The sequence below is a fragment of the Parabacteroides gordonii MS-1 = DSM 23371 genome (assembly GCF_000969825.1).
GTDB lineage: Bacteria > Bacteroidota > Bacteroidia > Bacteroidales > Tannerellaceae > Parabacteroides > Parabacteroides gordonii.
This window is the reverse complement of record NZ_KQ033919.1, coordinates 2,585,690-2,600,173: the sequence shown is the minus strand read 5'-3', so window position 1 is coordinate 2,600,173 and position 14,484 is coordinate 2,585,690. Positions and strand designations below refer to the sequence as shown.

General features: G+C 42.7%; 8 protein-coding genes. 1 reads left to right on the top strand and 7 read right to left on the bottom strand.

The features are described from left to right. Positions 1-126: 126 nt before the first annotated feature. The 4 genes from HMPREF1536_RS27625 to HMPREF1536_RS09940 all read right to left on the bottom strand — a co-directional run bounded on the left by HMPREF1536_RS27625 (position 127) and on the right by HMPREF1536_RS09940 (position 9,584). Positions 127-6,087: a YDG domain-containing protein gene (locus HMPREF1536_RS27625; protein ID WP_044193594.1), complete on the bottom strand. Its 5,961-nt coding sequence runs from the start codon at positions 6,085-6,087 to the stop codon at positions 127-129. A gap of 769 nt (positions 6,088-6,856) precedes the next feature. Then, a complete protein-coding gene (locus tag HMPREF1536_RS27620) occupies positions 6,857-7,033 on the bottom strand; it encodes a hypothetical protein (protein WP_225607958.1) in 177 nt (58 codons plus the stop codon). 581 nt (positions 7,034-7,614) lie between these two features. Then, the gene (locus HMPREF1536_RS09945; RefSeq protein WP_028730228.1) at positions 7,615-8,199 is read right to left on the bottom strand and encodes a DUF417 family protein; all 585 of its coding nucleotides are present in this window, start codon (positions 8,197-8,199) and stop codon (positions 7,615-7,617) included. A gap of 170 nt (positions 8,200-8,369) precedes the next feature. Next, on the bottom strand, positions 8,370-9,584 hold the full coding sequence (locus tag HMPREF1536_RS09940; protein WP_028730227.1) for a radical SAM protein: 1,215 nt from the start codon (positions 9,582-9,584) through the stop codon (positions 8,370-8,372). 241 nt (positions 9,585-9,825) lie between these two features. On the opposite strand from HMPREF1536_RS09940, the gene HMPREF1536_RS09935 reads away from it, so the two are divergent. Further along, positions 9,826-10,671, top strand: coding sequence for a helix-turn-helix domain-containing protein (locus HMPREF1536_RS09935; protein WP_028730226.1), 846 nt, complete (start codon positions 9,826-9,828; stop codon positions 10,669-10,671). Between the two features lie 301 nt (positions 10,672-10,972). Here the strand turns inward: HMPREF1536_RS09935 and HMPREF1536_RS09930 are convergent, their stop codons facing one another. The 3 genes from HMPREF1536_RS09930 to HMPREF1536_RS09920 are packed head-to-tail and all read right to left on the bottom strand — an operon-like array spanning position 10,973 to position 14,458. Then, the gene (locus HMPREF1536_RS09930; RefSeq protein WP_028730225.1) at positions 10,973-11,728 is read right to left on the bottom strand and encodes a succinate dehydrogenase/fumarate reductase iron-sulfur subunit; all 756 of its coding nucleotides are present in this window, start codon (positions 11,726-11,728) and stop codon (positions 10,973-10,975) included. A 27-nt stretch (positions 11,729-11,755) separates the two neighbouring features. Then, complete coding sequence (locus HMPREF1536_RS09925) at positions 11,756-13,699, bottom strand: fumarate reductase/succinate dehydrogenase flavoprotein subunit (RefSeq protein WP_028730224.1); 1,944 nt, start codon at positions 13,697-13,699, stop codon at positions 11,756-11,758. A 33-nt stretch (positions 13,700-13,732) separates the two neighbouring features. After that, entirely contained in the window at positions 13,733-14,458 is a 726-nt protein-coding gene (locus HMPREF1536_RS09920; protein WP_028730223.1) for a fumarate reductase, read from the bottom strand. Positions 14,459-14,484 lie beyond the last annotated feature (26 nt).

Below are 14,484 nucleotides of genomic sequence, written 5' to 3'. Positions count from 1 at the left end.
CCGGCCAGCCTTCCGGCAATAGAAATACGTTGTACCACCGTCAAATATCGGTGAATTACCGATAATTACCGACAAAAAAGGGGAGATATTTAGCATATCCCCCCTAATTTTTACTTACTTGTTTGTTTATTTCACGCTAACCTTGCGAACGGAAGTATCGTTTCCGGTTCCAAGTTTTACGATATAGATGCCTGCAGCAGGAACAGGTATCTGTGTAGCGGAACTAACGATATCGTTATAGATCAGTTGTCCGTTCATACTTACCACCAGAACATTGACAGACATAGCCGGTTCGATACGGATCGCATGATCCTGACCGTATACACGGGTATTGGCAATCAATTCTTCCAGACCGGTAGCTGCATCGACAGTCACCACACAGGTAGCCGTCTTGCCGCCATCTTCGGTTGTTACCGTGATAGTAGCTTTACCGATGGCAACCGCTGTTACTTTACCGTCTTTATCGACAGTCGCAATCTTATCGTCGCTGCTCTTCCAGGTTACGCTCTTGTTGGAAGCATCGGATGGGGCAACAGTTGCTTTCAGGGTATAAGTGCCCTTTACAGCCAGAGTCAGCTCGGATTTGTCGAGGGAAACACCGGTTACGTCAACGTCGGGATCAGTACCGGTACCTGGGTTAACCGGCTCAGATTTAAAACCAATAGAGTTGGTAGGATAAGCAATTGTATAATTATCCGTATCGCCACCATTAACCAGGAACGAGTTAGTACCGGTTTTAACCACATTTACCTTTGCTGAAATAGCTTTAGCCTCTGCACCGGTAATCTCTGCACCTGTTTCACGGATTACATAGGTGATTTTGTTCTTTACATCACTTTCACTGGAAGCACTTGAAGGCAGTTTTGCCTCTAAAGTGGACTTAATAATATTACCTTTGCTAGTAGATGTACCCATCGTATAGTTTCCGTTTAACTTCCCCCAAGTTATATCAATGTCTGTTTTCACCTCTATTGAAGTAAAAGTAGCTGTCAACGGAACTTCTTCGCCGGCAGCAAGTCCTTCAGCAGAGTAAGTGTTTAGAACAACTTTATTGGTACCGTCATAGTATTTGCTGACAGCGCTGGTTACTTTCAATTCGCTTGGAGTAATATTTCCCTTCAACGAAGCTGTTTCCAGTTGATAATTGCTGGCATTAGCACCTTGCAACAGAATTGTCTTGGACGGATAGATAGCAATATTATCTTTAGCATCTTTAGATGCATAATCAAATGTGATATCTTTCAGATCAAGAGCAGCATCGACCATGCCTGTTGCACTTAAAAGGATATTGGCAGTTGTGGTACCATCGTATGATTTATTAGTACCCGTAGCTGTCAACTTGATCGTTTTCGGATTCACTTTGACAGTCATGGAAGAAACGGCACCATCCTTTGTAAATATCAAGGCTGCATTACCTACACCTACTGCTTTTACTGTTCTTGAGGCAGCAGAACCTTCCACTGTCAAAATATTCGGGTTCGAAGATTCAACGGTATAGCCGCTTACTCCTGTAAATGTAGCAGATTCATCATAAGTAAACTCTTTATCAACAACAACCGCTGCTTTTGTCAAGCTGTTCGTTGTTGCCTTTTGTGTCCAACTAATAGTTGGTAATGTTGCTTGTGCTGCTGCGAGTTCTACCCCCCGTGAAATCTGTGTATTACCATAGTTGACATAAGCATATTTTTTACTATCGGAGCCGTTTCCTATTTGTACAGTTAAACCTTCCCAGCCTTCCGCATCGACCAATACACCGGTCACACCACTGGCATTTGTCGTATTAACAGTAATAACCTTCGGAGTTCCTTTGATGATATCAACTTTTCCTCCATTTGCGGTAATAGTACCGTAATTAGGGAAAGATACTTTGCTTACATCAATTGTATAAGAACCTTCCGGCCCTTCGGTAACAATGATAGCACCTGTACGCATAGCTGTGGTAAGCGTTTCATTATTAACGAAACCTTCTACTTCTAAGTCATACTTAAGCGCATTTACAGGATCATTATATTTACGGCTTACGTTCGTTGCTTTGACAACCAAATTGCCGGCTTTGCCAATAGAACCTTTCAGGTCTGTTGGCTGTACCAATTGATAATTAGTTTTTTTTTCTCCACTCAATTTAAGAGGTTCGGACAAAGTGATGCGTTTATCAACTCCACAATTGGCATCAGCATAGGTTGCGTCAACTTTCGCTACTGTTATAGCATCGTTATTAACCAAACCATTCACCTTGTAAGTTACATCGGCTGTGTTCGTTCCGTCATAGGTTTTTGAAGCTACGGTCGGAGTAACAGTCAGTGTTTTCGGTTCAACAGTAATGGTTTGTTTGGCAACTGCCGTTACATACTGGTCTAATGTTGCCGTAACAGTAATTGTAGCCTGACCTGCGCTCTTAGCAATAACCTCCGTCTTATCAGCATTGAAATCAAGAACAGCTGCGCTTGAAGTAGTATACTCTACCGTTGCTCCTTCTGCATACCCTTCAGCCAGTATGGATGCTGTGCTACCATACACCAAACGATTCAGTTCGGTAGTAAAGTGGATGTTCTGCAATTTTGCGTTCAGCGCAATAGAAGAAGAAGTAACTTTTTCCGATGTAAGTTCCTTAGAATCAGAAACAGTCAGATCCACCGTATAAGCAGCAGAGGTTAGTCCTGTTATATCTGCAGCAAAAGTACCATCAGCATTGACTTTGATATCATCGACAGTCTTAGTTGTTTGATTTCCCGTTTTAGCTTCCAGCTTGGCAACTAACTTATCTGTTTGCGTACCGCCATTTGATAAGACACGGCCGCTAACGGTAACAGAAGCATTTGCTCCTACCGAATTAACCTTTACACCTGTCAGTTCGGCTGTCGGTGCTATTGCATTAATTTTCAATTGTGCAGCCTTGTAAGTAATAGTATAGTTCTGTGAAGTATAACCGAAAGGTGTCACAGAATACTCGCCAGCCAAAGAGGTGGTAGTTGCAGGACAGTCAAATTCGAGCTTACCGCCTAAAGCCTCACTATTTTCGCCATTTACAAAGCCGGATGCTGTTGCTCCGAATGTCGGTATTTCAGCACCAAAGTTTATCGCGCTTGGTTTTGTAGCTGTTACTGTCAAAGCTACTTTATTAATCTTAGCAGTAACGCCTGTTATTTCTGCCAGGTCGTAATAATCATTCTTACTCTTAAGTGTAGCTGTTACTTCAACAGGCACGGCATCGCCGGCATTAGCAGAAGAGAGTTTACCGGTAGGAGTATTTAGTATATTGGCACCGGTATCATCACCAACAAGGCCATTTACTACCATCTGATCAGTGACCAGTGTAATATCTGTTCCCCCGTTATAATCTCTTGCTGTTGCAGTGATACCACTTACCGTAAGCATTTTCTTTGTTACTTTCAATGTTTGGGTATTGGCAGCATCGTCGTTGTCACTAACAGTTAGATTGAGAGTAACTGTACCGGGCTTCAAAATTGTCAATTTCTGACTCTGTTCTTCAGTAGCCAAGCTCGCAACATCCGAACTACTTCCATCAATTGCAGCAGTCACATTCTCCATATTGAAAGCCAGTGTAATTGGTTCCGTACCATATACTACGCTTTCAGGTAGGTTCGTGATAGTTGCAAGAGTTTTTACATAGGTGCTGATAGTATATCGGCTTTCAGCATATGCCAACAACTGTACATTCCTACCCGCCTTAAGCAGTTCTTTCGCTTTAGTTTCATTTGTTGCAATTACGGCATCGGAACATTCGATGATGATATCTTTAGAAGAAAGATCTTCTTTCTTTTCGGCTTTATTCATTTCAGTCACCACCTCATTCGCCGTAGCCTTTATTTGAATTGTTCCTCCAACAGCGATAGCTGTCATCACATTATCTAAAGGCACACTCAATGTCCCGTTATTAGTCAGCGTTACATCATTGGCTATTTCCAGACCATTGTTGAATGCCCAGGTCTTACCTTCAGGGATTGTAAATGCTTTTATCGTACTTGAAGAGCTGGCTACAAAAGGCTTAATATATCCTTTTGCTCCGGTAAGCGTAACATTTGCACTACCCAAACCATCACTTACACCAACTTCCGGAAAAGCTTTTGTACCCTTAAAAACAAAATTCACACTTTCAGGAACTCCATATTCCGATCCCTGGTAACCTAATAGTGTGTTGTAAGTTGCACCTAAATAAGCATAGATATCAGTAGCCTGATCAGGGAAAGTACAATTATCAAACGTAAGTGATATCTCTTTAGACTTTCCACGATTCACTGCTGCAATCTCAATTGGATATGTTGATTTTTTAAACGTACAGTTAGTCAATGAACCAACTACTTTATCGCTACGCCCGTTTGATCCATTACCATATATTCCACCTGTTATAGTTGCATTTTTAATATCAGCCGTAACATTTTTAATATACCCTTTGGCTCCATCTGTTCCACCTAACGCGATAAGGCTATATGTACCTCCATTAATATTCAGAGTTGCAGACTCAACCGTATTATTGCTTTGGTCAAATTCTACATAGTTACCTCCGGATGTCTTTCCATTTTCATCGCCACCACAAATCAACCAATAGTTGCCTTTACCTGCAGGATCTCCAATAAATGTGTTACCCGATATATTGATTACAACATCTTTTGAATGAGCATAAAATCTACCGCCACCAAACATGCTGTTTGATACTGTCCCTCCTGTTATAATCAAAGTCGTTGTTTCTGTTACACTTGCTGATTTGCCTTCAGCAGTACCATAACCACCACCATACAATCTGTACACAGTACCACTTTTCATTGTAATATTGGAAGAAGTAACTGTTCCTTCTTTACTACCACCAAATATAACCGGATTTTCAGATTCGGCTAACTCTATAAAATCACTTTCACTCAGACTGATTCTAACCTTTTTATCAGCTACACCTTCTATGGTTACAGGATTCCCGTTTGCATAGATAAATTGAGTATTGTTTATTGTCCCTTTTTCTAACGTAAGTTTTGAATTCTTCCAATAACGCATATCTGTCGTATTATCGGCCCCTCCTTTTCCCAGATAGCTAATCCATCCTTCGGGAGCAATAACAATGTTTTCATTATCTGTAACTTCCGACCATATCTTTGCCGGTTCTTCAAATAATGAAGCAGCATCGAATTTGAAAGAAACCGTATAAGATGTCTTTTTACTCTTATCCACATTTACAGCCCCCCATACATTTTGTTGGGTATGTAAACCTGTAGCTTCTACTGTTGAATGAACCAGCAAACCGGCATTTGCATTGCCTGACAAGTATACGTTATTAAGTACAGTTTTCATTGCAGACTGTGCATTGATACCGGAAGCTAAAGAGCTACCCACAGTCACGTTTTCAAGAGTCACAGTTCCGGTTGCATCTCCGAGAATGGCAACCAAATGTTTATTCTCACCCTCTATCATCCCGGAAGGAATAATCCAGTTGTGGGGATCCAACGGTTGAATAATCGTCTTTATCGGATCTACAGCCTTTATAGAAAGAGGCTTGTTAATAACCAACATCCGGTCAAGGAAAAAGTGGCCTTCCGAGAGATTGATTGTAGCATTTTCCGCAGCAGAAGCAACAGCAGCACTTAAAGAGGCATAGTTTTCGTTGCCAATAGAAACAGTCGGTGCATCTGCATTCTCACTGACTGTCAAACTAAAATCAGCCGTTTTTACTACAGTACCTTCACTTGCTTCTTTAATCGATAAAGAATAAGTATATTCGCCAGCCGTAGCAGGGGTCATTCTAAAATAAGAGGTTCCGTCGATCAATGGAAAACCATTAGCCGGACCGTACATATAAACGCCGTTTTCCGGTGTCCAGTCTTTCCATCCGTTTGGTTGTTGATTTGCTTCATAATATTCCATCTTCCAACCGCTCAGATCAGTATCAGCATTCATTTTCAATTCAACACGAACTGTTTTATCTTCAGAGCCTTTTTGTGTGGTTACTGAAAAAACAATAGGTTTTCCCTTTTGTGCAACCTCCAGATCGGTTTTAATATCTGCAGAGATATTTCCTGCCCATCCAACACTTGTCGCCAACCCTATCATGGCTACAAGCAATAGAAGTATTCTTTTCTTCATAAATCTTCTTAATTAAAATATTAATATCTAGTGTTTGTTTCCGGGTGTGATTTTAAGTTGCCCGGACAACTTACCTGATTTGCATGCCCTTTCCCTATAAAAGAGTATACAGATGTGGTTTTCGAAAAGATTATACTTACCTCATTAGCAATATGGATTTAGGTATCCATCAGTTCCCGGAGTGGATGTTTATAAAAATAAAGAAGGCGTAGGAACTGTTGAATATATCTATAGATGAGGCCTTCGACTGCCCTAGGGATTGATATAAACAACGTACCCACGCCCTTTATCTTGTATATAGACGTATGTATGGCATACGAAAGATATAACAAGGAAAGGTACGTGAGCGTTCTGTTGTCCATTATCCAATCCCTATGAAAGTGTCGAAGTTTCATCTACTGGATAATATCTTTTAAACGCTTCTCGTAATCAATAAGATGTACTGAACAGCAACGCTTTGCCGGAGTACAGGGGCAAAAGTAGGTAGAAGGGATAAGATAAACAAGTAAAAATCAGTTATTTTTCTGTCATGCACCGATATTCCGTCTTTCGCATTCGTTGCTTGTTGCTCTTTCAGTCTCCCGAAAGAATGTTTTTAGCCATCGTGCCTTCAGGGTTCATTGAGGGTCGATAGTTACTGTTTTTCAATAGAAACGAGCATGAACCCTGAGTCGGTTTTGCTTTCATAGGGGCTTCATTTGGGGTTCATTAATTTAGTTATTAAAGATGAATGTTTCAGTGATTGCCAGCCTCAAGACTCAAAATCTTCCTATAACGACTCTATTTCTTCGACCGACAAACCTGTACATTCTGCAATGCCTGTAGTCGCTATACCCATACGCTTCATGTTAACGGCCGTTTGACGCAGGGCTTTAGCCTCGCCTTCGGCCAGACCTTCGATCCGGCCTTCCCATTTGGCGGTGTCGAGGACGTCGTTCTGGATCATGATTACATTCAGGTGTTCGTCGTAACCATTCGCATCCGGAAGGATTGTTGACTGGTAAGTTACTGGTCTTTAGAAGATAAAAATGCCATATATTGTGATACTGGATTGTCACAATATATGATACTTGAGTGCCATAATATATGATACTATAGTATCACAATATATGACACAGCAGTAAGCCTGTATCAATCGATATCGACATCTGCACCATCCGCGCTCTATGAAGGCACAATGAAGCCACTATGAAGGCAAAAAGCAAAGCGGGTTCATTCGCTATGCATTATTAATCAATAGATGCGAAGGTAATGAAGGCCATGAAAGCAACTTTGGGAAGTGGTGGTCGATAGATTAAAGAAACCCCTATAAACAATTAAAGCCTGTCTCACGACAAGCCCTAACCAACTTTGTTAACCTTAAATCTAATACTATTATGAAAAAACCACGATGCAAATATACTGCTTACTCTAACTTTATCAAGACTTTTTGTGCTAAATCATGTTTCATGCCGTATAAGAAAAGCTAACAAGTTTCAATATGTTTGTTTTTTGCTTCCAAAGTGTTAAAATAAACACTTTCCTTTCCTATTTCTTCTTCAAAATACGTTGTGCACAGTCGGATAACACGACCAATGCTCCGGCTATGATAGCCGTGTCTTTTATCACCAGGCGGCCTGCCCCGGTCAATAACGGGAAACCATGCTCGCCACTACCCAAGTCAGGCACCCATACTTCAGGAGTTGTGACAAGGAAAGAGAGCGTCCCGATAGTCATTATAATAGCCAGGCCGGCACCGACCAGGCCGATCTTCGGTGAGAAGATACCGAGGAAAGTAAGGATACCTATCCCCATGATAAGAATACCCAGGCCATGCGAAAAGCCATACGTATTATTTTCTACATGCCACTGATGTTTTGCTTCATTGAATTCGCCTTCCTTCAACTTATATTCCTTGTATTCCGGAGCACTCTTTGTATAAAAGAAACTCATAAAAGGACTGTTTGCCACAAAGGGTACAATACCTTCCGCCTCATAATTATAAAACTTCAGGCCGCCGATCCATACAAAGATGATCAGGATAGCTACACGTATCAGGTTGATACCCAGCTTCTGAGTGGAAGCGGCAATGTTGAGGAATGTGTAAAATAAATCTTTCAGTTTAGTAGTCATGTCTTTCTCTTTTTTATGTGTTTAACTTATGATGCAAAGATCAGACATTTCTACCCTTTGATAAATGGCAATTCTGCCAGATAACTTGTCAATTGTTCCCTATTATACGAAAAAGAGGTTGTGTCGGTGAATATTTCGACACAACCCCTGCAGTATTTTATCAATGAATGTTATTTCCGAACGCCTAGTTCCGTCAGTTTTTCCACATCCAGTGCATATTTACGTTCGATGCTCTGCAATACATCTTCGCTGATATCCACGGGGCGGTTCAGTTTCTTCATTTCACGGTATCCCTTATAGACCTGTGTAATCATCTTGCGGGGATTGAAAACAAGCGACGATGTGATCCAGCATCCATGCGTACACCAGCAATTAGCCTTATCGCCATGACCGATAGCGGCAATCTCCTGCTTCATGGCATCGCTCGCCATGATCTTTGCGATATTGCAATCGTAATCCTTGACATTGCCGAGCGGTTCGCGAAGTTCGCAAGCACGGAAACGGCCGTCATAGTCGATCACCAGTGTTGTTTCGCCAGCCGTACAATCCATTCCCCAGGGAGTAGGATGATCGATGTTGGTGGCACGTACATTATATAAGGTACGGATAAAGCCCAGATAGAAGAAACGGGCGATAGGTTTCCTGAAACCACCGGTTTCCTCCGCCATACGCTCTCCATAGACATTATAGATAGGTACAACCTTATCCTGCAAAGCACGTAAAGTAGGCTCGGTAAGGATCTTCACTCCGTCGTCGCGGGTCATTCCGCGGGCAGCTTCGATGATATGGTTGGAAAGATGGAAACGTCCCAACATCCATACCATCAGATCTTCCACTTCGGTCTCGTTATATTTGGTAATCACGGTTGCCAGGTTTTTCAGGACTCTGCCGTCGTCAGCAAAGTTTTTCTCAATCAACTTCAGCGTTCCCATTGCTTTGTAGAAGTTACCGGGAACCCCGCGTTGCACATCGTGCGTATCACCGAAACCGTCCAGAGAAAGGCTGAGATTGATGTTCAGCTCAGGACAGTTCTTGCGGATTTGTTTTACCCAGGCAACGATCCGGTCGGGCTTCAACCCGTTGGTAGGAATGTTTACGTCTTTGATCTCATTGTTCTTATAGAACATTTCTATAATCTCCGGCAGCTCTTCACGAAGGGTCGGTTCGCCACCGGACACCCACAGGCGGTTGAACTGACCGGCTGTTTCGGAGATCTTCTTTATTTCTTCAAAAGTAAGGTCTTTTTCCTTTTTATCCATGTCCTCGGCATAGAAACACATCTTACATTTGGCATTACACCGTCCTGTGACAAACAGGAAGATAGATTCTAATTTTCTGTTTGTGCTCATTGCCCTGAAAGAGCTCTTTGTTCGTTTCGTACTCATTGTTATTATCGATTAGATTTCTCTATTAGTATTAGCTCCCATATCTTATATAGCAGATAGACAAATATATACCATCCCAATTAAAACTATCGGCCAGACCTGAAAACATTCGCAAATTTCAACTATTATATAGCACCAAACAATCTCCATTTGTGGGATTCGATGTTCTATATTTAAGAATATCGACCAACAAATCTAAATAATCTTATATTTGTACATTCAAAATAGTGAAGACAACAACATGGAAGACAATATTCCTAAATTCGATCTTCCCCGGGACTTTATTGTCGGAGACAGTATTACGGGTGAAATTTTAAATCAATACGGTCGCTTCCCTTGTAAGATCAAAGCCGGTATTTTCGTACTTTGCGTACAGGGTACTGCACGTGCAACCGTCAACCTGACTGAGTTCATTATCAAGCAGAATGACTTCATCACGCTTCCACCGGGCTGCTTCATCCAGATACATGAAGTGTCCGACGATATCAAACTCTGTTTTGCGGGGTTCTCATCTACGTTCGTGAGCCATATAAACTATATAAAAACGATCACGAACTATCTGCCTGTTATCTTCGACAGTCCGGTCATGCCGTTACCTGAGCATATATCCTTATTATACCAACAGGCTTTTTCTGTCCTGATCAATGCTTATACCATGCCTAAAGCGATCGAGAATAAGGAGATCATCAAGGCGGTCTTTACTATTTTTATGCAGGGGGTTATCGAGTTGTACCGGAATCACACTCCGTACAGCAATGCACCGATGACGCGCAATATGGAGATCTGCCGGGAATTTATCCAACTGGCGATGGAGAACTATACGAAAGAGCATAGCGTCTCTTATTATGCGAAGCGGCTCAATATTACTTTACAGCATTTCTGCTACGTAATTAAAAAGGTGAGCGGGCGCACCGCTTTAGAGATACTTTCCAACATTATTATCATGGATGCAAAAGCGCAGTTGAAATCGACCGACCTTCCGGTAAAAAAGATTGCATTCGCCCTGGGCTTCGACAATCTGTCGTTCTTCAACAAATACTTCCGGCAGCATGTGGGAATGACTCCACAGGAATACAGGGAGAGCTAAAAAAAGGGATATGCCGGACGCAAACCCCTATAAACAATTAAAGCCTGTCTCACGACAAGCCCTAACCAAACTTTGTTAACCTTAAATCTAATACTATTATGAAAAAACCACAGTACAAAGATACAGGTATTCTCCAACTTGTCAATAGTTAAAGTGCTAATTAGTGTTGTATAGCATATAAGAAACACTAACAACATTCAATATATTTATCTATGGCTTCACAAATGTTAAAATAGAGGCAAAAAAGAAGAGGCGCTGCTATAAGCAACGCCTCTCCGGTTATACATTATATATATGTATATTAGTCTTGCAATTTAGCACAGATGAACTCACGGTTCAAACGGGCGATGTTGCTGACAGAGATGTTCTTCGGACATTCCATTTCGCAAGCACGCGTGTTGGTACAGTTACCGAAGCCCAGTTCGTCCATCTTGGCAACCATTGCTTTCGCACGGCGAGCAGCCTCCACCTTACCCTGGGGAAGCAATGCCAACTGGCTCACCTTTGCAGAAACGAACAGCATAGCCGAACCATTCTTACAAGCAGCAGCACAAGCACCACAACCGATACATGCAGCAGCATCCATAGCCATTTCAGCATCTGCACGAGGGATAGGTATAGCATTCGCATCAGGTACACCACCTGTATTCACAGAGGTGAAACCACCTGCCTGGATGATTTTATCGTAAGCATAACGGTCTACCATTAAGTCGCGGATTACCGGGAAACCGGCAGAACGCCACGGTTCGATCGTAATCGTTTCGCCATCGTTGAAACGACGCATATAAAGCTGGCAAGTAGTTGCACCGGTTGCAGGTCCGTGCGGATGTCCGTTTACATATAATGAACACATACCGCAGATACCTTCACGACAGTCGTGGTCGAATACGATCGGCTCTTTACCTTCACTGACCAAACGTTCATTCAAAATGTCTAACATTTCCAGGAAAGAAACACTCTGATTGATTTTGTCTATTTGGTAAGTCTCAAATTGTCCTTTATCTTTCGGACCTTTCTGACGCCAAACTTTAAGTGTTACTTTTATATCTTTATCCATGATTCTAATTTTTGTGATTGATGATTATTACTTCTTGTAGTTACGTGTTTGAGGAACAACGAACTGATAGTTCAAATCTTCCTTCAGCATAACCGGGTCTTTGTCTTCACCCTGGTATTCCCAACAAGATACGTACATGAACTTATCGTCATGACGCAGGGCTTCGCCTTCCTCGGTCTGGTGTTCTGTACGGAAGTGTCCTCCACAAGATTCGGCACGATCCAATGCATCGTGTGCCATCAATGTACCAATCTCAATAAAGTCAGCCAAACGCAATGCCTTATCCAACTCTACATTCAGGTTATCGGCTTCACCCGGGATATATACATTACTCCAGAACTCTTTCTTCAGCTCTTTCAACATCTGGATCGCTTCCTGCAAACCTTTTGCATCACGTGCCATACCTACATGTTCCCACATGATATGACCCAGTTTCTTATGGATAGAATCTACCGACTCTTTACCCTTGACGCTCATCAATTTCTTGATGCGGTCTTTGATACCCTTTTCAGCTTCTGCAAACTCAGGCAGGTCGGTGCTGAAACGCGGAACCTGAATCTGGTCTGACAGATAGTTCTGAATTGTATAAGGCAATACAAAGTAGCCATCGGCCAATCCCTGCATCAACGCAGAAGCACCCAGACGGTTAGCTCCGTGGTCAGAGAAGTTTGCTTCACCGATAGCGAACAGACCCGGAATAGAAGTCATCAATTCATAGTCAACCCACAGACCACCCATCGAGTAGTGCAATGCAGGATAAATCATCATCGGAGTTTCGTATGGATCGTCGTTGGTAATTTCTTCGTACATGTCGAACAAGTTACCATATTTAGCTTTTACAACATCTTTACCCAGACGGTTGATGGCGTCGGAGAAGTCAAGGAACACGGCCAGACCAGTGTTGTTCACACCGAAACCGGCGTCGCAACGTTCTTTAGCGGCACGTGAAGCCACGTCACGCGGAACCAGGTTACCGAATGCCGGATAACGACGTTCCAGATAGTAGTCGCGGTCTGCTTCAGGAATGTCTTTACCTTTCTTTGTTCCAGCCTGTAATGCTTTTGCATCTTCCAGTTTCTTCGGAACCCAGATACGACCGTCGTTACGCAATGATTCAGACATCAAAGTCAGCTTAGACTGGTAGTCGCCTTTCACCGGTACACAAGTCGGGTGGATCTGCACCATACAAGGGTTAGCGAAGTAAGCACCTTTCTTGTAGCACTGCCATGCAGCAGAACCGTTGGAAGCCATTGCGTTAGTAGACAGGAAGAAGGTATTTACATAACCACCTGTTGCCACCACTACTGCGTGAGCAGAGAAACGTTCGATCTGACCTGTGATCAGGTTACGTGCAATGATACCGCGGGCACGGCCATCCACCTTAACAACGTCCAACATTTCGTGGCGAGTATACATCTTTACTTTGTTCAAACCGATCATACGGCTCAAAGCAGAGTAAGCACCCAGCAACAACTGCTGTCCGGTCTGACCGCGGGCATAGAACGTACGGGATACCTGAGCACCACCGAATGAACGGTTATCCAGCAGACCACCGTATTCGCGGGCGAAAGGAACACCCTGTGCTACGCACTGGTCGATAATAGAGTTTGACACTTCAGCCAGACGATAAACGTTTGCTTCGCGGGCACGGTAGTCACCACCTTTAATTGTATCGTAGAACAGACGGTAAACAGAGTCACCATCATTCTGATAATTCTTTGCAGCATTGATACCACCCTGTGCAGCGATAGAGTGAGCACGACGGGGTGAATCCTGGATACAGAAGTTCAATACGTTGAATCCCATTTCAGCCAGAGAGGCAGCAGCAGAAGCACCTGCCAGACCTGTACCTACTACAATCACGTCCAGACGACGTTTGTTCGCGGGGTTCACCAGTTTCTGATGATCTTTATAATTTTTCCACTTCTCAGCCAACGGGCCCTGAGGGATTTTAGAATCTATTTGAGTCATAATGATTTATTTTCAATATTGTTACACCTTAAATTAATGTCCTGCACAAACAGCTACATAGTCACCACCTACACCATTCAGGTAGAAAACGATAGTAATGATAGCAAACACTACACAGATTACTGTTGCAAGAACCTTAGAGATACAGATCCAACGGTTCATCCAGATTGTATTACTCCAACCGATTGTCTGGATAGCGCTCCAGAAACCATGAGTCAGGTGGAACCACAAAGCTACATACCATACCAGGTAAAGAACTGTGTTCAGGATATTACCCTGGAAATAGTAGTTGATGAATGCTGCACCGTCCTGAGGAGATACGGTGGTCGTTCCGTCGCAAAGAGTTACCATGTGATTGCCCAGAAGTTCGGCGAACATCATCTTATACCAGAACTGGCTGAAGTGCAACACCATGAACAGGATAATGATAATACCCAGTACCAGCATGTTCTGAGATGCCCATTCCACACCTTTCGGACGAGCGTTAATTGCATAACGGTCGTTACCGCGGGCCTTACGGTTCTGCAGTGTCAGAAGAACAGCATACACAAAGTGAATCACAACTCCTGCCGCAAGTACCAAAGTAGCAGCAACAGCATACCAATTAGCTCCCAACAATGAGCAAATCATGTTATAGGCTTCTCCCGAGAAAGCTGCCGCCACATTCATTGACAAGTGGAACAATAAGAACAAAACAAGAAAAAGGCCTGATACACTCATTATCAGCTTTTTCCCGATAGAAGAATTAAGTAACCACATAAGATAATAATTTAAGTTATTTAATT